Origin of the sequence: Paenibacillus rhizophilus (assembly GCF_003854965.1) — a bacterium.
Classification (GTDB): domain Bacteria; phylum Bacillota; class Bacilli; order Paenibacillales; family Paenibacillaceae; genus Paenibacillus_AQ; species Paenibacillus_AQ rhizophilus.
The window spans coordinates 132,123-151,255 of sequence record NZ_RQPI01000011.1 but is presented as its reverse complement, the minus strand read 5'-3'; the positions used below and the strand labels follow the sequence as shown (position 1 = coordinate 151,255).

General features: G+C 53.2%; 25 protein-coding genes. 3 read left to right on the top strand and 22 right to left on the bottom strand.

Annotated elements, in window-relative coordinates; translation table 11 throughout:
- Positions 1-2 precede the first annotated feature (2 nt).
- From EH198_RS17750 to EH198_RS25510, 9 genes are all read right to left on the bottom strand, one after another.
- Positions 3-365 (bottom strand): hypothetical protein, encoded by a 363-nt coding sequence (locus EH198_RS17750; RefSeq protein WP_124696856.1) that lies wholly within the window; start codon positions 363-365, stop codon positions 3-5.
- A complete protein-coding gene (locus EH198_RS17745; protein WP_124696855.1) occupies positions 365-757 on the bottom strand; it encodes a hypothetical protein in 393 nt (130 codons plus the stop codon). The genes EH198_RS17750 and EH198_RS17745 overlap by 1 nt, the downstream gene beginning before the upstream one ends.
- Positions 747-1,088 (bottom strand): hypothetical protein, encoded by a 342-nt coding sequence (locus EH198_RS17740; protein WP_124696854.1) that lies wholly within the window; start codon positions 1,086-1,088, stop codon positions 747-749. Before EH198_RS17740 ends, EH198_RS17745 begins: the two co-directional genes overlap by 11 nt.
- Positions 1,072-1,335, bottom strand: coding sequence for a hypothetical protein (locus tag EH198_RS17735; protein WP_124696853.1), 264 nt, complete (start codon positions 1,333-1,335; stop codon positions 1,072-1,074). Before EH198_RS17735 ends, EH198_RS17740 begins: the two co-directional genes overlap by 17 nt.
- 11 nt (positions 1,336-1,346) lie before the next feature.
- A complete protein-coding gene (locus EH198_RS17730) occupies positions 1,347-2,081 on the bottom strand; it encodes a Rha family transcriptional regulator (RefSeq protein ID WP_124696852.1) in 735 nt (244 codons plus the stop codon).
- A gap of 334 nt (positions 2,082-2,415) precedes the next feature.
- Positions 2,416-2,571, bottom strand: coding sequence for a hypothetical protein (locus EH198_RS24765; RefSeq protein WP_185702946.1), 156 nt, complete (start codon positions 2,569-2,571; stop codon positions 2,416-2,418).
- Positions 2,568-2,753 (bottom strand): hypothetical protein, encoded by a 186-nt coding sequence (locus EH198_RS17725; RefSeq protein ID WP_124696851.1) that lies wholly within the window; start codon positions 2,751-2,753, stop codon positions 2,568-2,570. The genes EH198_RS24765 and EH198_RS17725 overlap by 4 nt, the downstream gene beginning before the upstream one ends.
- 56 nt (positions 2,754-2,809) lie before the next feature.
- A complete protein-coding gene (locus tag EH198_RS17720) occupies positions 2,810-3,019 on the bottom strand; it encodes a helix-turn-helix domain-containing protein (protein WP_124696850.1) in 210 nt (69 codons plus the stop codon).
- Between the two features lie 12 nt (positions 3,020-3,031).
- Complete coding sequence (locus tag EH198_RS25510) at positions 3,032-3,226, bottom strand: helix-turn-helix domain-containing protein (RefSeq protein ID WP_425464156.1); 195 nt, start codon at positions 3,224-3,226, stop codon at positions 3,032-3,034.
- Between the two features lie 197 nt (positions 3,227-3,423).
- Here EH198_RS25510 and EH198_RS17710 point away from each other — a divergent pair, with 197 nt between their 5' ends.
- Positions 3,424-4,425 (top strand): LexA family protein, encoded by a 1,002-nt coding sequence (locus tag EH198_RS17710; protein ID WP_124696848.1) that lies wholly within the window; start codon positions 3,424-3,426, stop codon positions 4,423-4,425.
- A gap of 18 nt (positions 4,426-4,443) precedes the next feature.
- The gene (locus tag EH198_RS17705) at positions 4,444-5,661 is read left to right on the top strand and encodes a site-specific integrase (RefSeq protein ID WP_124696847.1); all 1,218 of its coding nucleotides are present in this window, start codon (positions 4,444-4,446) and stop codon (positions 5,659-5,661) included.
- Between the two features lie 68 nt (positions 5,662-5,729).
- On the opposite strand, the gene groL is transcribed toward EH198_RS17705, so the two are convergent.
- The 7 genes from groL to EH198_RS17670 form a co-directional block, all read right to left on the bottom strand.
- Positions 5,730-7,358, bottom strand: a complete 1,629-nt coding sequence (groL, locus tag EH198_RS17700; protein ID WP_124696846.1) for a chaperonin GroEL — start codon at positions 7,356-7,358, stop codon at positions 5,730-5,732.
- A 65-nt stretch (positions 7,359-7,423) separates the two neighbouring features.
- The gene (gene groES / locus EH198_RS17695; protein ID WP_025688079.1) at positions 7,424-7,705 is read right to left on the bottom strand and encodes a co-chaperone GroES; all 282 of its coding nucleotides are present in this window, start codon (positions 7,703-7,705) and stop codon (positions 7,424-7,426) included.
- 423 nt (positions 7,706-8,128) lie between these two features.
- On the bottom strand, positions 8,129-8,878 hold the full coding sequence (tatC, locus tag EH198_RS17690; RefSeq protein ID WP_124696882.1) for a twin-arginine translocase subunit TatC: 750 nt from the start codon (positions 8,876-8,878) through the stop codon (positions 8,129-8,131).
- A gap of 130 nt (positions 8,879-9,008) precedes the next feature.
- On the bottom strand, positions 9,009-9,242 hold the full coding sequence (gene tatA / locus EH198_RS17685) for a twin-arginine translocase TatA/TatE family subunit (protein WP_124696845.1): 234 nt from the start codon (positions 9,240-9,242) through the stop codon (positions 9,009-9,011).
- Positions 9,243-9,432: 190 nt separating this feature from the next.
- A complete protein-coding gene (locus EH198_RS17680) occupies positions 9,433-9,918 on the bottom strand; it encodes a MogA/MoaB family molybdenum cofactor biosynthesis protein (RefSeq protein WP_124696844.1) in 486 nt (161 codons plus the stop codon).
- Positions 9,919-9,960: 42 nt separating this feature from the next.
- Positions 9,961-10,437 (bottom strand): cyclic pyranopterin monophosphate synthase MoaC, encoded by a 477-nt coding sequence (gene moaC, locus EH198_RS17675; RefSeq protein WP_124696843.1) that lies wholly within the window; start codon positions 10,435-10,437, stop codon positions 9,961-9,963.
- Positions 10,428-11,072 (bottom strand): 5-formyltetrahydrofolate cyclo-ligase, encoded by a 645-nt coding sequence (locus EH198_RS17670; RefSeq protein ID WP_246014399.1) that lies wholly within the window; start codon positions 11,070-11,072, stop codon positions 10,428-10,430. Before EH198_RS17670 ends, moaC begins: the two co-directional genes overlap by 10 nt.
- A gap of 314 nt (positions 11,073-11,386) precedes the next feature.
- Between EH198_RS17670 and EH198_RS17665 the strand changes: the two genes are divergently transcribed.
- Positions 11,387-13,345 (top strand): ABC-F family ATP-binding cassette domain-containing protein, encoded by a 1,959-nt coding sequence (locus EH198_RS17665; protein ID WP_124696841.1) that lies wholly within the window; start codon positions 11,387-11,389, stop codon positions 13,343-13,345.
- A 438-nt stretch (positions 13,346-13,783) separates the two neighbouring features.
- On the opposite strand, the gene EH198_RS17660 is transcribed toward EH198_RS17665, so the two are convergent.
- The 6 genes from EH198_RS17660 to tsaE form a co-directional block, all read right to left on the bottom strand.
- Positions 13,784-15,316, bottom strand: a complete 1,533-nt coding sequence (locus tag EH198_RS17660; RefSeq protein WP_124696840.1) for a 2-isopropylmalate synthase — start codon at positions 15,314-15,316, stop codon at positions 13,784-13,786.
- A 206-nt stretch (positions 15,317-15,522) separates the two neighbouring features.
- Positions 15,523-15,738 carry a hypothetical protein gene (locus tag EH198_RS17655; protein WP_124696839.1) on the bottom strand — a complete coding sequence of 72 codons (216 nt, stop codon included), beginning with the start codon at positions 15,736-15,738 and terminating at the stop codon, positions 15,523-15,525.
- A 465-nt stretch (positions 15,739-16,203) separates the two neighbouring features.
- The gene (gene tsaD, locus EH198_RS17650) at positions 16,204-17,253 is read right to left on the bottom strand and encodes a tRNA (adenosine(37)-N6)-threonylcarbamoyltransferase complex transferase subunit TsaD (RefSeq protein ID WP_124696838.1); all 1,050 of its coding nucleotides are present in this window, start codon (positions 17,251-17,253) and stop codon (positions 16,204-16,206) included.
- 37 nt (positions 17,254-17,290) lie between these two features.
- Positions 17,291-17,785: a ribosomal protein S18-alanine N-acetyltransferase gene (gene rimI, locus EH198_RS17645; protein WP_124696837.1), complete on the bottom strand. Its 495-nt coding sequence runs from the start codon at positions 17,783-17,785 to the stop codon at positions 17,291-17,293.
- Positions 17,782-18,615 (bottom strand): tRNA (adenosine(37)-N6)-threonylcarbamoyltransferase complex dimerization subunit type 1 TsaB, encoded by an 834-nt coding sequence (tsaB, locus tag EH198_RS17640; RefSeq protein ID WP_124696836.1) that lies wholly within the window; start codon positions 18,613-18,615, stop codon positions 17,782-17,784. The genes rimI and tsaB overlap by 4 nt, the downstream gene beginning before the upstream one ends.
- Positions 18,616-18,621: 6 nt before the next feature.
- Positions 18,622-19,104 (bottom strand): tRNA (adenosine(37)-N6)-threonylcarbamoyltransferase complex ATPase subunit type 1 TsaE, encoded by a 483-nt coding sequence (tsaE, locus tag EH198_RS17635; RefSeq protein ID WP_124696835.1) that lies wholly within the window; start codon positions 19,102-19,104, stop codon positions 18,622-18,624.
- Positions 19,105-19,133 lie beyond the last annotated feature (29 nt).

Below are 19,133 nucleotides of genomic sequence, written 5' to 3'. Positions count from 1 at the left end.
TCTTAGGTCTTACTTACCAGCGCTTCGGAGAAACACTTCCAGTTGCAACAAAGGCCATAGTGACCGAATTTCACGGCCGGCTGCCCAATGTGAATCCGCTTTTGGCATTTCGGATTAATACACATTCCAGCAGATTTTCTAAATGAAGCTGGCCGTATCGGTTTGCTAACGCTGTTGCGTTCTTCCTCTACTGATTCCCGATCAATTTGCGAAAGACGCAGTTTAAGATCATAGATTTCCGAATCGATTCGGACGGATGCTCTCTGATGTAGATTAATCTCTTGATCTTGTTCCATATATTTTTGTTTAAGCTGCTTCCGCAGTTCGGATCTGAGGGCATCATCATTCACGCGTGTAGCGCCCATTAATCTCCGCCTCCTAACGTATTCATGTCTACTCTCACCCGCAGCCGGAGCTCGTAAATATACTCCCGGAGTGAGCGGAATTCATTGTTCCAAAAGGTCTTTAGGGCTTGCGCCTGTGCCTCGGCCATTCGTAGATCAGCAACAGCCAGTTCTCCGGCATAGCCTTTCTGACCCTTCTTGGCTTCAGCTTGGGCTTGTGCATACTTAATCTTGCGGTAGGCATACACCTTGGCATAATCACCGTCCATATGGGCAGATACCCGGCCCATGAGCATATGAGCATGAGTAAGTAGGTTGATCTTGCGCATAACAGCTCCTGGTGCGTCCTCTTCCAGCAGATCAGCCTCAGCACGAAGGGTCTTGATCTGCTGGATATAGTTATCAATGTCCATATTGCTTTTCCAGCTGGAGGCCGTGACAAGTCCGGTCACAGACGATTCCGGAATGTACCTGTAAGACCTTCTCTTGCGCACCGATCATTCGACCACATCCCTGGCACGTTCTCTGGTATCCGATAATTACTTCCCGGGGCTCTGCCTGCTCCAGCAGCTTTTTAAGCTTGCGATACTTCTCCAATTTTGGATTGCTGACGAATATCGGGCGCCCCCGGGCATAGTGCTTCAATTGCTCATATTCAGCCTTCATCCGAGTGATTTTGTTGTCATAGAGAGAAAGGAACTCGGCCGCAGACAGCTTTTTTACGTTGTTAGCCGCATTTTCCATTGCAATTCCCCTCAAACAATGGTAATCTGCTCTTAATAATTATTTTAAAAGTCATGAACGGCTTATCGGCTCCTACCCCGATGGGCCGTTTTTCGTTTTCGACGATTCCCATGTACAATTCGCGATAGGCCCGGTATTGCTTGTCCGCCCAATCCTCGTTTTGCTTTAATCCTTCCTCTTTCGCGCAATCTCGAAGTGTCAGGAAATAGGCCATTACGTTACGCAGTTGGTTTTTAGTCAATTTCATTGTTTATCCTCCTATTGCATCGTGCCGATGCTTAATTCCTTGACGATGGTGTAATAGATTTCCTTAAGCCGCGGCTCTGCTTCGATGACGTCCAGGCGGTTCGCCTCGTCGATCTTGGTTTTTGTCGCCCCGGATTCGCGAAGCCGCTCTTTCAAGTTGGTTAGCCTGCGGGCCAGATCACAGTGCGCCCGATCTTCAAGCATTTCGTAGCTGAGTGATCGTATCTCCCGATATGCTTTGCCGCGGCGGTAAGCAGCTCCGTTCAGAAGACCTTTGATTTTCCCGCGCCAGTTTTCATCGCGCTGGAGAAATGTTTCTTTAACAATCTCTAGCTGTCGGTCAGTATTGTCCTGGCGTTGCTCGATTTGCTTTTGGCGCTGCTCCGTCTGAATCAATATCTGCAGCAGCGGACTCAATTCGGAAATGTTCGTCCCGGTGGCGTTCTTCTCGTATTCCTCAAACCTGGTGACATAAGCTGCTGTAAACAGAACCCCCTTTTCTCCGGTCGTTTTATTGGCGACCATATCGCAACCTTTTTTAGTTACATCAAAGCATTTGTACAACCGAGAACTTCCAGAGATTGTATATGACGATTCAATAAAGAAATCAGCAGAACGGAATTTTCCGTTTTCCAATATAAGGATATAAGCCTCGATCTTTTCGAGAAGGTCGGCGTGACGAATATTTAACATTTCTGCGACTTCTCTGCTGTCTATCGTGAATGCGCGAGGCAATAATTGGTCCATGACATTGCTCCTTTCCGTATCTCCTCTTCTCACCTAAAATGGAAGTTGTCCAGACTTACCAAATTTGAAGGAAGGAGAATGATTTTGCGAAATTACATCTTATCTTCACCTGGCTTGTCAGCCGAAAAGAGTTTTTTACTGCAAGGCGAGCTTTCGTTATCCGTTGGCCGTGCGTCATTCGCTGAAATTTTGCCGGACACATGGTTAGTGCGATGCGATTTTGGCGCCCGGGATCTTTATCTCCATTTGGAGAACGTCTTTGCGAAAGATGACCGGTACATCATTTACGAATTGGCTGAAAGCAACAACTTTCACCACAGCCTCGACGAAAGGGTCATTTCTTGGGCGACTGACCTTCTTCTCTGAGCCATCTGGCGTCCATAACCGTTTTCCCGGGGTACGGCTTAAGGATGCCGGCCCCTTTGTTTAACAGGGCATACAGTTCCTCTCTGATGATTTCCCTTACGCGATCTTCATCTGCTGGGTTCATTCCTCCACCTCCATTGATGTGATATACCTTACTTCCATATCATCGATAAACTTTTGCATGATCTTACTGCCTGTCCATTTGCGCCGGAATAAGGAAATCATTTGCCGAAGGAATTCCAATGGTGCCCCGGCATCGAGACAGGTTTGTAAAGCCCCTTGAATTTTTGCTTTTTCTGCTTTCATGGAACCTCCTTTTGGATGAGTGCGTATAAATCTCCAAAAAGCGGGTAGAAATTAATTTATGAAACAGGTTTTTTTTGCCGCTCGATCCAAGCTAGAAAATCTCGCTTGTCTACCCTTTTAGAAATTCCGATACTAAAACAGCGTATCCCTCCTTGTGATTCTGGAATTTCCAGCAATTCATAAACTCTTCGGCGAGAAATATGAAGGTAATCCGAAATGTGCTGAGCAGTGATGATATCCGGGAGACTCTCAATTGTCTGAAACATGATGCACCCCTTTTATAGACTGTCTTGTCTGTCTTCGACGAAGTGTAATTTCGCTGGATTAATCTTAAGGACGCGAGCCAACTCCAAAAGATTGGTTGCAGTGGGTCTAACTACACCGCGTTCCCAACGAGAAATCATTGTAATATCAACGGGTTTGCGAAAACCTTGCCCTACTTCCTGCTGTGTCATCCCCCTTTCTTTCCTCACCTCCTGAATGTTTGTAACAAATCTTCTTTTGGCCAAAACACTCACCTCACAATCGATAGACTTTTTTGTCTAGGTAAAATATAACTTGGTGAAATGTTCCTGTCAAGCCTTCCAAGTCAGTCTGTGTTTATTTGTTTGACAGACTTGTCTAGTTAATATATACTAATTTCAAGCCATTAGATGAAGGGGAGATTCAGTTGTCCTACGCAAGCATATTAAACGAGTACATTAAAAAATCAGGAAAAACATTAGATCAAATCTCTAGTGACTGCGCAAAAGAAGGCGTTACGGTTCACCCTACATACATCAGCAAATTAAGATTAGGAAAAAGACCTGCTCCATCCGAGGAGATAACAAGAGCTCTGGCAAAATCAACTGGCGGAGACCCGGATAAATTACTCGCTGAAGCTAATCTAGGAAAACTCACGGATGCTCAGAAAGAGGCATACGAAACATATATAAAAAACCAGATGCTGATTAACTTCACTCTTGACAAGATCAGCGATAAAAACGGAGTTATCTACCCATTTTTGCACACTGACATGGATATGATTTTTACGTTTAACGAACTTTTTGAGGAAGCGCCACATGGTACAAATCTTCTTGACAGAGAAGAGCTTAGCGAATTTCTATCAGATCCTAGAAATAATCAAGATTTGGTTACGGAATTTTTGGAATCCGTTAATAAACTTTCGAATTCCCCAAAAGTAATATTTGAAAAACTTAAAGAATCGACCCAAGGAAGCAGCGGTAATTTGCTTGATTTTTATTCAGTTAATGACCAAGTCGATAAAATTCATGTTGGGTCGAGGATTAAAATCCCTGTTATCGGCACGGTCACAGCCGGGCCGAACGGACTGGCTTACGATGACTTCCATGGTGAAGAGTGGGCGGATGAGGACGGCGTTCAAGGAGGTGAATATTTCTATCTTAGGGTTCGTGGAGATTCGATGATCGGGGAAGGCATACTGCCTGGTGATCTGGCCTTGGTTAGAGAAACGCCAGAAGTTGAAAATGGGGATTTGGCTGTCGTGATAGTCAATGGCGAAGAAGGAACTCTCAAACGTATTTATAAAACCGAAGGCGGAATGATACTCCAGTCCGCAAACCCTATGCACCAGCCAAGAATCATTACCGGTCAAGAATTATCTCTAGTTCGAATAGTCGGGAAAGTCAAAGAAACGAAGCGTAGATATTGATCCAGGGGAGGAATGATCATGAAGGGACATGTTTACAAGCCTAATTGTAAATGCCCTAAAGATCAAAAGAAATGCAGCTGCGGCGCATTGTGGGGGTTTATTGTTGATGTTGGAACAAACCCTAAAACAGGAAAGCGCAAACAGAAGTTTAAAGGCGGTTTTAGCCGAAGGGCAGATGCCGAGAAAGCTTTGGCTGATTTTTTGAGCGAATTAGCTCGACATGGATTTAAGGACCCAACCAACGCGCTTTTTAAAGATGTCGCTGAAGAATGGTTAGAATATTACAGTGTAAACGGATCGGTGAAGGAAAGCACTATTAGGGTGCGCCGTCATGAAATCGCTCGCCTTAATGACTATTTTGAATATCTAAAAATTAAAGATATTACAAAGAGGGATTATCAACTAGCGTTAAATAAACTCGCAAAAAAATTCGCAAATACAACCGTATCCGGTGCTCACTCAACGGGTAGGATGATTTTCAAGTACGCAATGAAATTTGATATGTTAACAAACGATCCAACGGAGTATGCGGCAATTCCTCGCTCGAAGAAAACTATTGAACAAATTGAAGGCAGAGAAGAGATCCCGAAGTATCTTGAAAAAGAATCTTTGGCCAAGCTACTTGAGACAGCGAAAGAAAAAGGCCTGGAGAGGGACTTTGAAATTTTCACAGTCTTAGCTTATAGCGGAATGAGAGCAGGTGAATTATGCGCTTTGAAATGGAGTGATGTTGATTTCGAAGAGAATCGGATCTCGATTACGAAAACGACATATAACCCTAGGAACAACCATGTTTTATACAAGCTGCATCCCCCGAAAACAAAAAACTCCATCCGCACAATTGAAATGGACGAAGAAGTAATGTCCATATTAAAAAATTATCGAGCGTGGCAGAATGAATTCAGAATGAGGTATAAAGACATCTATCATGAAGGCGGGTTTGTTTTTGCTACTGTAAACAAGCACAAGGGGTATCCGGAGTTGGTCAAACAAGTTGATATTAGGATGGATCGGCTTCTTAAGTTGTCTGGATTGAACCAAGACCTAACCCCTCACTCGCTTCGACACACCCACACCTCTCTTTTAGCTGAAGCCGGAGTGAGTCTAGAGCAAATAATGGACAGGCTCGGCCATGGCGATGATGAAGTGACTAAACTTATTTATCTGCACGTCACGAAGCCAAGAAAAAAAGAGGCTTCCCAAAAGTTCAGCGAACTCATGAGAAGCCTTCGTTAAATAATCGTTAAATTATCGTATAGACCACGCATTATACTCCTTGTAGGGCAAGGGTTTGCGTGTCTATATTACATCATGCCGCCCATACCGCCCATGCCGCCCATGTCAGGCGCGCCGCCTTTTTCAGGCTCAGGCTTGTCGGCGATAACGGCTTCGGTGGTCAGGAACAGGCCAGCTACGGATGCAGCATGCTGCAGCGCGTAGCGGGTTACCTTCGCAGGGTCGACGATACCGGCTTCGATCATGTTGACCCACTCGTCGGTAGCGGCGTTGTAGCCGATGCCGATCTCTTCCTTCTTCAGACGCTCAACGATAACGGAGCCTTCTTGGCCCGCATTCGCGGCGATCGTGCGGATTGGCTCTTCCAGGGAGCGGAGCACGATGTTCACGCCGGTCTTCTCGTCGCCTGTCGCTTCGACAGCGGCTACGGCGCCGTATACGTTGATCAGGGCTGTACCGCCACCGGATACGATACCTTCTTCAACGGCAGCGCGGGTAGCGTTCAGAGCGTCTTCAATGCGCAGCTTGCGCTCTTTCAGCTCGGTTTCGGTAGCGGCGCCGACTTTGACAACGGCTACGCCGCCGGACAGCTTCGCCAGACGCTCTTGCAGCTTCTCCTTGTCGAACTCGGAAGTTGTTTCTTCCAGTTGGGAACGGATTTGGCTGACGCGGGCTTGAATGTCTTCCTTCGCGCCGCTTCCGTCAACGATTGTTGTGTTCTCTTTGGTTACGCGCACTTGACGGGCGTTGCCCAGCTGCTCGACAGTCGTGCTCTTCAGGTCAAGACCGAGCTTCTCGGTGATGACTTGGCCTCCGGTCAGAGCGGCAATGTCCTGCAGCATCGCTTCGCGGCGGTCGCCAAAGCCAGGGGCTTTAACGGCAACGGCGTTGAACGTTCCGCGCAGTTTGTTCACGATCAGCATCGCTTGAGCTTCGCCTTCGATATCTTCGGCGATAATAACGAGCGGTCTCGCTTGTTGAACGATTTTTTCAAGCAGCGGCAGGATTTCTTGCGTGCTGCTGATTTTTTTGTCGGTGATGAGGACGTAAGGGTTATCCAGTACAGCTTCCATTTTATCCGTATCGGTAATCATGTACGGGGAGATGTAGCCGCGGTCGAACTGCATGCCTTCCACCACTTCAAGCTCGGTCAGGAAGCCGCGGGATTCTTCAACGGTGATAACGCCGTCCTTGCCCACTTTTTCCATCGCTTCAGCAATCAGTTGGCCTACTTCTTCGTCGGCTGCGGAGATAGCCGCAACTTGGGCGATGGATTGTTTGTTTTCGATAGGTTTGGAGATCTTTTGCAGTTCTTCCACTGCAGCGCGAACCGCTTTGTCGATACCTTTGCGCAGACCGATTGGGCTGGCGCCGGCAGTCACGTTCTTCAGACCTTCGCGGATCAGGGCTTGAGCAAGCACGGTAGCAGTAGTCGTACCGTCACCGGCTACGTCGTTAGTTTTGGTAGCAACTTCTTTAACCAGTTGAGCGCCCATGTTCTCGAATGCGTCTTCCAGTTCGATTTCCTTGGCGATCGTGACGCCGTCGTTCGTGATCAGCGGGCTGCCGAATTTCTTCTCCAGCACCACGTTGCGGCCTTTTGGTCCGAGCGTTACTTTAACCGCGTTTGCCAAAGCATCTACCCCACGCAGCATCGCGCGGCGGGCGTCTTCACTGAACTTGATATCTTTTGCCATTGTCAAATTACCTCCCTATGAATTGTAAGTATCGGTATTGAAATCTTATAGACGGTTCTCGGGAATTAACCCAGAATCGCGTGAATGTCGCTTTCTTTCATAATCAAATACTCTTTGCCTTCATACTTGATTTCGGTTCCTGCATACTTCGAGAAAATAACGCGGTCGCCTTCCTTCACTTCCAGCGGTACACGAACTCCGTCTTTCAGAGCGCCGCTGCCCACGGCCACGATTTTGCCTTCCTGCGGCTTCTCCTTGGCCGAGTCCGGAAGCACGATTCCGAACGAAGTCGTTTCCTCCTGCTCGATCGGTTCCACCAATACGCGTTCACCTAAAGGTTTGATCATGAAAAATAGCCTCCTTTTAGATTATGTTGTTATGCTTGAACACAGGGTTTGAGAATGACGTTGCCGGAAACAAGATTCCGTCGCATTCATGAAATGTGAGAGTCGGCAGCCCGGCTCAGCATATCTTTTGGGTTTGTTAGCACTCGACAGCCAGTAGTGCTAACAACAATTTTTATATTACTCAACTTGACTGCGGATTTCAAGTCCTTTTGCTCTTTTTTCTACACGAATTTGGAAAAAAGCCGGTCAGCCAGGTTGTCCCAGGCCATACCCTCTTTCATTCTATCCATAGCACGGCAAAATATGCCTGCTTCTTTGGGCAAACGGCATATCGCAGCTGATTCTTCCATAATAGGACACCAACACTAAAAATCGCCTCTGCCGCTTTCATCCGGCGGTACGAAAGGTACGGGGCAGACGCCGTCAGGCATGATCGCCCGCGGCGTATCTTGCCTCCAGCGCCGCGTCAGCGGCCAGCTGCTTGCGGTAAACAACCGAGGACAGAAACACGCTGAATTCGTAGAGAACGAGCAGAGGAACGGTGACCAGAAAATCCGAGATGAAATCGGGCGGCGTGATGACCACGGCGATAAAGACCAGCGCAAAATAGGCATAGCGCCGCATTTTGCGCAGCCGGAGCGGGTTCAGAAGCCGGATCTTGGTCAGGAACATGACGATCAGCGGCAGTTCGAACAGCAGCGCCATCGGCAGCACCAGGCTGAACATAAAATTGAAATACTGCGCAATGCCGTAAGTCTCCTCCAGTCCCAGATCGCGTGTAACCGAGACGGTGAAGGAAAGCGCCATCGGGAACACGATATAATAAGCGAAGAGAAGACCGGCCACAAACAGAACAAGCGCATACGGCACATACCGCAGGGCTGCGCTCCGTTCCGCCGGCCGCAGAGCGGGACTGACGAACGCCCATAATTGATAGACGATGAACGGTACGGATACCGTTAGCGACACGGCCATGGCAATCTTCATGTACATGCCGATGCCGTCCCAGAAAGCGAATGCGTGCAGCACGAAGCCCTGAGCCATGTCGGCATGGATCAGATACTCATAGACCGGCTTCGCGCAGAACAGCCCGCCCGCCAGGCCGATTACAAAGACGACCAACACATATACGATTCTTCTGCGCAGCTCCGTGAGATGCTCGACTACCGTCATTTCTCCGGGTTCCAAAGACAGGCCCCCCTCTTCCTGCAGCAAGTTCAAAAAAAGAGACGCCCCGTAAAGTCCGGGGACTTAAGGGCGCCTCCGCGTGTAGTCTTATCATTTAACCTTGCGCATGTTGATGTTATTCCGGCAAACGCTTCTCCAGGGAAACGGGTGCCTTCTGCGCCGCCGGTGCAGGAGCTTCGCTCTTGACCTCCGGCTCGGAGTTGGCAATCATATCACGGGTCCCTTCCTTGAACTCACGGAAGGTTCTTCCGACTGCACGGCCCAGTTCGGGCAGCTTGTTCGGACCAAAGAGCAGCAGCGCCAGAATGACAAGCAGTATAATACCCGGAGCCCCAATACCGTTTAACATGTTCATTCCTCCTTGTTCCCTATTCCGTTCGTGATACCGTTTTCGACAACTATATAATACCATAACTTAGATCACACTTGCATCTGTAATCTGTGTCGAAACCCAAACGGAAGCAGTTGTTTGGAGAAGATGGCATAGTAAGCAACCCTACGATCTGTAAGTAATCCTGCGATTCTACGATTCGAAAGCGTTACTGCCGGAATTGTCCGGTCACCATCAGCAGCGCCTCCGGCAGTTGATCCATAATGGCGGCCAAATGCTCATGCACACCCTTCGGCGTGCCTGGAAGATTGACGATCAGCGTTCGGCCGCGGATGCCGCAGATCCCCCGGAACAGCATGGCGGCGCGGTTCTTCTGCATCACCGTACTGCGCATCGCCTCCGACATACCCGGCACTTCCCGTTCAATAACCCGACGCGTCGCTTCCGGCGTTACGTCCCGGATCGCCAGCTCGGTGCCGCCTGTGGTCAGCACCAGATCGGCCTGAAAGTAATCGGTCAATTCGATGAGAGCCGCAATAATTTCATCCGGCTCATCGGGAACAATCCGGTACTCTACGATCTCTCCTCCAAGCTCCTCCTCCACCAGTTCGCGGATGACTTGGGCGCTCGTATCCTCCCGCTCGCCCCGGGCTCCCTTGTCGCTGGCCGTCAGGATTGCTGTCTTCCACGCCATAGGTTCTCCTTCCTCTCTATGTTCATTATGTACTGATATGAACTACGCTTCTTCCCGTGCATAGTCGCCGTTCTTGCCGCCGGTCTTGGACGCAAGCAGCGTCGGCCCGATGATCATGTCCTTTTGCAGGGCCTTGCACATGTCGTATACCGTCAGCGCGGCGGCAGAGACGGCTGTCAGCGCCTCCATTTCAACTCCCGTCCTGCCGGTGGTCTTGACTGTCGCTTCTATATATAGTTCATCTTTGGTGTTGTCCGAAAAGCGGATATCGATGCCCGTCAAAGGCAGCGGATGGCACATCGGTATCCAGTCGGCCGTCTTCTTGGCGGCCATGATGCCGGCGACCTGGGCGACGGCAAGCACATCGCCTTTGCCGACGGATCCGGCTTTGATGGCGTCCAGCGTTTCCGGAGCCATCGTCACCCTGCTCTGCGCGGTCGCCTCGCGCTTGGTCACTTCCTTGTCGCTCACGTCAACCATGCGGGCTCTGCCCTGCCCGTTGAAATGCGTCAACTCCATCTTGCGTCAATCCCCTTTCCTTCAGCAGTGCAATGCAGTATTCCTTTCTCGGTAATCAGCATGTCCATAAAAGCGTCATGGGCTTCCATGGGCACCTCGGGCAAGATCTGCGCGCCGTAAGCGAGGCCGATCCACACCGAACTCCTCTGCGTGCCGGGGGCCGAGGCTCCGGAAAGGCGGGCCCGCAGCCGGTCATAATAGCCGCAGCCGTATCCAAGCCGCCCTCCCCTGGCATCAAAGGCCAGACCCGGAACGAAAACTACCGGCGGCTCGCTTCCTTCCTCGATTACAGAATAGGTCTCCGCGGGCTCCGGAATGCCGAACATTCCCTGGGCAAGCTCGCTCCATGATTCTACGCCGTGCAGGGACAGCTTCCCGGAATCGCCATGGACCCGGGGGAGAATGACTCTGCGCCCCTCCTTCCAGCACCGCTCAATCAAAGGGCGCGTATCCAGCTCGGAGCGGAACGGAACGTAGACCATAAGCGAGTCCGCGCAAGTCTCTTCCAGCCATCTCCATGCATGGCGGCATACGAGCGAGGACAACTCCTCTCTTCGCCGCGGAGGTATTCCGTCACGGACAGAGGCGGCGCTTCGGCGCAGCGCGCGCTTGTAGGCGGGAAGCTGCAAGTCCACGTCTTTCAACCTTCTGCCTCCTTAATAATCGTCTTGCCGTTATCCTTGGTTGGTCAAGATTTATAGATTCCCGCTTAACGTGAAGCCGTATCCCTCGGCCGGAAGCGGAATAAATGTCTTACATTACAGGGCAAATCCTTACCTCCAGTTTACCACTGTTGCTCCGAATTCGCCAAGACGCCCCCGGAACCCTTTGACCTCGCGCAAAAAAGTCTTTTCATGTACACTAATATTAGGAATATAGGTCCAAAAGCGGCACAGTGCCAGAATCGCTGGCCGCAGCGAAGTCTTATAGGGTGGAGGTTTCATTTGTCATGCTTCTTCAAGCGTCAGGAATCACGAAATTATATGGCATCCAGCCCGTGCTGGAAGGCATCAACCTGCAGGTAAACGAGAAGGAACGGGTCGGGCTCGTCGGTGTCAACGGAGCCGGCAAGTCGACCCTGCTTAAAATTTTGGCCGGAGAGCTGTCCCATGACGGCGGTCAAATTTATAAATCCAAGGAAACGACGGTCGGGTATCTGGCCCAGAACAGCGGGCTGCAGTCTGACCGCACCATTCATGAGGAAATGCTGGCCGTATTCGCGCCCCTAATCGAGGCGGAGGCCGAACTGCGTCAGCTTGAGGAGCAAATTGCCGATCCGGCAGCGGCGGAGAACGAGAAGCGCTATGAGGAGCTGCTTGAACGGTATGCCGTCCGGTCGGACTGGTTCAAGGACCACGGCGGCTATGAAATGAATACACGCATCCGCAGCGTACTCCACGGAATGGGCTTCGGGGACTTCCCTACCGACACGCCGATTTCGACCTTAAGCGGAGGGCAGAAGACCCGCCTGGCGCTCGCCCGCATCCTGCTCCAGGCTCCCGACCTGCTGATGCTGGACGAACCGACCAACCATCTCGACATCGAAACGCTGACCTGGCTGGAGGACTATCTGCGCGGGTACTCTGGCGGCATACTGGTCGTATCCCATGACCGCTATTTTCTTGACCGGCTGGTGACGGCCATTGTGGAAATCGAACGGCATGAGTCCCGCCGGTATACGGGCAATTACAGCCGCTATGTGGATCTCAAGGCCGCCGAGTATGAGAGCAGGCTCAAACAGTACGAGAAGCAGCAGGACGAGATCACCAAGATGGAGGAATTCGTGCAGCGCAACATCGTGCGGGCCTCCACAACGAAACGGGCGCAGAGCCGGCGCAAGGCGCTGGAAAAAATGGACCGGATCGATCGGCCGCTCGGCGACCTGAAAAAAGCGAACTTTTCCTTCGAACCGGCGTTTCATTCCGGCAGGGAAGTGCTGCAGGTCAGGGAAGTCGCTGTAGCCTTCGGAGAGGGCAATCCTCTGTTCAAGCATGCGTCCTTCGAGCTTCGCCGCGGCGAGACAGCCGCCCTGATCGGTCCGAACGGCATCGGCAAGTCGACTCTGCTGCAATGCCTGATCGGCACCCGCGAGCCGTCCGCCGGAAGCGTGAACTGGGGAGCCAAGGTGAAGATCGGCTACTACGACCAGGAGCAGACCCGGCTGAATCCGAAGAATACCGTACTGGAGGAGCTCTGGAGTGAATATCCGATGCTGGAGGAGGCGCGAATCCGGACGATTCTCGGCAATTTCCTGTTCAGCGGCGAGGATGTGCAGAAGAAAATAGCCGCGCTTAGCGGCGGCGAGAAAGCGCGGGTGGCGCTCTCCAAGCTGATGCTGCGGGGCGCGAACATGCTTATTCTCGACGAACCGACCAACCATCTCGACCTTGTCAGCCGCGAGGTGCTCGAATCCGCGCTGATCGATTTTGAAGGAACCCTGCTCTTTATCTCCCATGACCGTTATTTCCTGAATAAAATGACCGAGCGTGTGCTGGAACTTCATCCGGACGGAATAAACCCTTATCTCGGAAATTACGACGACTATATCGCGAAAAAAGGAGAACTGGAGGATCTCGCCAGCGAGGATGCCGGGAGTGTGCCTTCTTCTCCTTCAACTAGCGCTGAAAAAGGGGTATCCGCTGCCGATAAAGGAGGCGCCGCCTCATACGAAACCGACAAACAGGCCAAACGCGAGGAACGGGGCCGTCAGCGGCGGCTGGCCGAATTGGAGAACGCCATTGCCAAACTGGAGGAAGACATCGCAGCAATCGAAACGGATATGACGAAGCCGGAGATCTACCAGGACTATATGGCGCTGCAGGAGCATGAACGGGATTTAAATGAAAAAAAACAGCGGCTCGCCGAATTTTTTAGCGAATGGGAAGTTCTGGCCGACGATACGAATTAGGATCAGATCCTAAATAATTATCCACAGGGTTGTCCCCAGATATCGTGCATAACTATTACCAAAAAAAGGACCTTCGGGTCTTTTTTTATGCGTCAAATCGCTATTTGTGCTGTCAAGACTTTTTTATCCACCGCATTATCCACATTATCCACATTTTTCACTGCTTTCTGTTGAGAAATTATACCCTGCCTTAGGAGTTAAAAAAACTGGCTTGAATGCTGACTTTACACGATTTTTACACAGATTCGGCGGAATATGTGGATAACCTTGTCCACAGCTTGACAAAAAACGTCCCTCTATGGAACGATCCGCGATTTATGCAAAAAAAGAACCCGCCGCCCTGTGAGGGCAGCGGGCTGCGCCGGCTTGCAGCTGCGCCGGCCGCGGTAAAAGATACGCTTTCGGTTCACGGAATGCTTGCGGAGGACACGCCGTCCGTTAGACCACGGATGACAGCAGGGCGGCGTTGCACGCGGCAACATAGGCAAGACCGGCAGCCATAACGATATCTTGATGGATCGCCGTTCCCCTGAATCTCGCATTGTTCCACTCCACATACACCTCGGCCTCGGCGTAGGCGTCTTCCCCGCTTCCGAGCGAATGCAGCTCCAGTCCCGCAAAATCCAGCTTTTCGTCAATTCCCTGGGAAATAGCCGCGATCACCGCCTCCAGCGGACCGTCGCCAATGCTCGTATGCGATCTCTCCAAACCGGACCGCAGATGGCGAACCGTCACAGCGGCGACCCGGCGCGGCGCGCTGCCGGCGAGCACTTGAACCTCGCCCAGTTCATACCTTTGAGCCTGATGGCCGGTGGATTGGCTTACCATTTGCAGCAGTTGGTCGTCACTGACGGTCTTTTGGCGGTCGGCAGTCACCTTGAAGGATTCGTACAATTCCTCCAGTTCGGCAGGCTGCAGGGTGATGCCGTATTTGGCGACCCGGTCCTTCAGGGCATGCCGGCCGGAATGCTTGCCCAGAATGATCATGCTGCGGGGAATGCCGAGACGTTCCGGGTCCATAATTTCATAGGTGCTGCGGTCTTTGAGCAGCCCGTCCTGATGGATGCCCGATTCATGCTGGAAGGCGTTCCGGCCGACGACCGGCTTGTTATAAGCAAGCGGAAAATGCATCGTCTCGCTGACAAGGCGCGAAGTTTCGTACAGCTTGTCCAAGGCCAGCCCCGTAGCCGCGTTCAGCGCCTCTCCCCGGGTTTCCAGCGCCATCGCCAGTTCCTCCATTGCGCAGTTGCCCGTCCGCTCTCCGATCCCATTGACGGTAACTTCGATTTGTGTCGCGCCGCCGGCAATCGCGGCAAGGCTGTTGGCAACCGCCAGGCCCAGGTCGTTATGGCAGTGGGCGCTGTAGCTGACCTTATCGCCGCCTCTGGCTCCCTGCCGCACCCGGCGGAACATCTCGCCGTATTCCTGCGGCAGAGCATAGCCGACGGTATCCGGCAGATTGATTATCGTCGCGCCTTCCTCAATGACCGCCTCGACCATTTCAATCAGCTCGTCGATGCCCGTGCGCGCGGCGTCCATGGCTGTGAACTCCACGGCATCGCAGAACTGGCGGGCGTATGCGGTCATTTCCCGCGCCGTCGCAACGACCTCGGCCCGGGTCTTGCGCAGCTGATGGCGCAAATGGATATCAGACGAGGAAATAAACAGATGGATGCGCCGTCTCTCCGCATCCTGCGTCGCCTTGACGGCCGCATCGATATCACCTCTGACGGCCCTGGCAAAGCCGCAAATTTCAACATTCCGGATTTGGCGGGAAATCGCCTGCACCGCCGCAAAATCTCCGGGGCTGGATACCGGAAATCCCGGCTCCAGCACATCCACCCCAAGCTCGGCGAGCTTGCCGGCGAGCACCATTTTGTGCTCCGGGGTCAGGCTTGCGCCCGGCGCCTGCTCCCCGTCCCTGAGCGTCGTATCGAAAATGTGAATCTTCTTTCGCGGCTGTACTATCATTGTGAATTCCTCCCGAATTTAAAGTTTTAGCCCTGCTTTAAGCGTTACATTCTTGTTGTGTTGAGAACGCAAAAAACCCGCCGTCTCCTTCAAAGAGACGGCGGGTTTCCCCTCCGCGGTACCACTCTTCTTGACGCGCCTAAACGGGAATCCGTGCATTTTCCCTGGCTGCGTCCAGCTTATCTTCTCTTGAAGCGCCGCACCACTCAAGCGGCGTCTTGCAGAGAATGTCCGGTAACGGGGACTATCCGTAAGCCGCGTACCCGCCGCTGCTTGACCTGCTGCCAGAATACCCGGATGGCCATTCCCGGATTCCAAATCGGCAGGGCTGCAAGCTGCGGTTTCCGCCGCTTACGCTCCCGGGCGAGATTCAAAGGGGATGGCCGCTGCTTCGCACCGAACCGCAGCTCTCTGCGCGCCATCTTCCCTTCTACTGCTCCCGTTCATTGCGTTATACTGTCTGATAATAACAAAAAAAGCCCGCCGTCTCTTCAAGAGACGACAGGCTGTGCCTTCGCGGTACCACTCTTGTTGATATTTCGGCTCGGCGCGCACAGGCGGGCTTCATCGAGATATCCACTTTGCTGTCATACGGTCCGGTAAAGCCTGGAGGCTTCTTCCTTTCTGTATGACCGTCCTTTCACGGGGACGACCCGTAACGGCGTACTTCCCACCGGCCGTGCACTGCCGGGTTGATGCCTGGCAAATGATGATTCCAGCCAGACATGCATTTATTCCGCCACTCCGCTCCCGGACGAGTTCAGGTCTCCTTCGGCTGCGTCGCACCGCCCCGCAGCTCTCTTTATCCCCGGAATTACCTTACTGTTTCCGATCATTGCGTTTGTCATTATGATTGCCACGATTATACGCGCGGGCCTTCCCTGCTGTCAATAGGTCTGTACCGACCAATTTTCAAGAGAGAAGCCGGGATCGGCTACCATGTCCAGCGGAGTGCCGCCGTCATGAAGCCACTTGGTGTAAGCCGCGGCGCCAATCATGGCGGCGTTATCCGTACAGTAGACGGCGGGAGGGATGATCAGTTCGATGCCCTCTTCTTCGCAGCGGGCCGTCAGCGCTTCACGCAGACCCCGGTTCGCGGCGACCCCGCCGCAGAGCAGCAGCTGCCGCGCATGGGTGGCGCGGACGGCGCGGACGGCTTTTTCGACCAGCACCTCGACGACGGACTCCTGAAATCCCCGGGCGATAGCCGCTGCATCGGGCTCCTGCCCTTTCATCCGGCTCTGGTTCACGAGATTCAGAACCGCCGACTTCAAGCCGCTGAGGCTGAAATCGTAGGAATCCGGCTCCAGCCATACCCGGGGGAGCGCCGCAGCTTCCGCCGCTTCATGCGCCAGCTTATCCACATGCGGGCCTCCGGGATAAGGGAACCCGAGCGCCCGGGCTACCTTGTCGTAAGCCTCGCCGACCGCGTCGTCGCGTGTACGCCCGATAATCCGGAAACGCCCTTCGGATTCCAGACTGACCAGCTCCGTATGCCCTCCTGAAGCTACCAGCGCCATGCACGGGTACTTCAGTTCCTTCACCAGCCGGCCCGCGTAAATATGTCCGGCAATATGATGCGTCCCGATCAGCGGCTTATTCCAGGCCAGCGCGAGCGCTTTGGCGGCCACAACGCCGACCAGCAAAGCTCCGACCAGGCCCGGGCCCTGCGTTACCGCCACCGCGTTCAGCCTATCCGGCGTTATTTCCGCCCGGGCAAGCGCCTCTTCAACGATCAGGGTAATAACCTCCACATGCTTGCGGGAGGCCACTTCGGGCACTACCCCACCGAAAGCGCGGTGGGTTTCAATTTGGCTGGAAATGATGTTTGACAGCACCTCGCAGCCGTTCTTTACGACAGCCGCCGACGTCTCGTCGCAGCTCGTTTCGATCGCCAATATATAGACAGGCTTTTCAGCTCCCGTTTCGTCCTTCATTCCATTCCCACTCTTCCTTCCATAACCCTGTACGCTATTACATATCCAGATATGAGGGCAGATCCGCCCACATTATCATTGCATCCTCGCGGTTGTCGGAGTAATATCCTTTGCGGAGTCCGGCGGGCCGGAAACCCTTTTTGCGGTACAAATTCTGGGCGACTTCGTTTGATACCCGCACTTCCAGGGTGATCGATTTCATCCCGAGATAGGAGGCGGTCTTCATCAGCTCGTCCAGCAGCCTTTCGCCCCATTTGCGCCCCCGGTACGCCTCCAGCAGCGCGATATTCGTGACATGCGCTTCATCCACAATCGCCCACATTCCCGCGTAGCCGATAATGCGGCCGTCAAATTCCATAATCATGTATTTGGCAAAATGGTTATGCGTCAGCTCATTGCGGAAGGCTTCTTCCGTCCAGGGCATCGTAAAGGCTTCCCGTTCAATTACGAGAATATCCGGGATATCCTCCACTTTCATGAGCCGAAAAACAAGGCCTTCTTCCCGCCCTTTTGCCGGTTCAGCTTCCATCATTTCGATTTCACGCCCCCTTTGCCGGCTTTAAGCAAACTCGCTTCCGCTTCCGCAAGCTGCGTATAATTCGGGATCAGGCTGTGCACATCGTCGATGTCTCCCGAAGCGTGCCGAGCTTCCCCCAAAAATCCGATCCAGCGCCCTTCCAGATCATAAGGCAGAACGCGCAGCTCGGCGGCGCCCTCCAGCGGCTTCAGCGAATCCGCGCCGCCATGCGCCGCCGCCTCGCCGACAAACCATACGCGGCGGGGACGTTCCCCCTGCGCCTTCGCTTCCTCCAGGCGCTCCGCAAGGGACTGCACCCAGTCCGCCATCAAGCGGATTGAGTCCGGCGCCAGTCGCCGCGGCGCGTTTCCGCCGTCTGCGGCGAACAGCGCTGTATAAGCCTGCCCGCGCCGCGCGTCGAGCAGCGGAACAATCCAGTCCGGCCCGAAGCGGTCTTCTGGCCGCACGCTTTCGGCGGCGGCTTCATCAGGGCTTCCCGAACCGGCATTCCAGCCGCCCCAGGCCAGCGCCTGAAGGGTGGACACGCCGCAGACGGGGAGCTTCCAGCTCCACGCCAGCGATTTGGCCGCCGTCACGGCAATCCGGGTTCCCGTATAGGAGCCCGGGCCCACGCCGACGGTGATGCCTTCCAGCATGCCGGCGCCGCCCGAAGCCTGCAGCGCCTCCCCGATGATCGGCAGAAGATGCACGGAATGGTTTCGTTCTCCCGACGCATTGATTTCATGAACCACTCTGCCGCTTTCGGTCACCGCCACGCCCAGCGATGCCGTCGCCGTATCCAACGCCAAAAACCGCTTGCGCGGCTGTTCATTTGCACTCGTCATTCTTTCTTAACCCCACTTCTGTATCAGTCCGCGGCAGACGCCCGCATAAGGCTCTCCGGTTCCGGCCACTGTAATCACGCGTTCCTCCGGCCCGGTCGACTCCAGGCGGATATGCATATGCCGTTCAGGCATCAGCTCCGCAATAATGCTGCTCCATTCCACCAGACAAATTCCCTGTCCAAAAAAATATTCGTCCAAGCCAAGCTCGTCCGCCTCCTCAAGAGACAGCCGGTACACATCCATATGGTACAGCGGGACACGGCCCGCATATTCCTTGATAATGGTAAACGTAGGACTGCTGACAATGCCCGGGACTTCCAAATGCCGGGCAAAGCTCTGCGAGAACGCCGTCTTGCCGGCGCCCAAATCGCCGTCGAGTCCGATGACCCAGCCCGGCGCTGCCGCTGCGGCCAGCTCCGCCGCCAGTGCTTCCGTCTCCCGCAGGCTGCGTGAACGGAAGGTAAATACCGCTTCCGGATTATTTTCCAACTGCAACAACCATCCTTTGACAGAGCGGC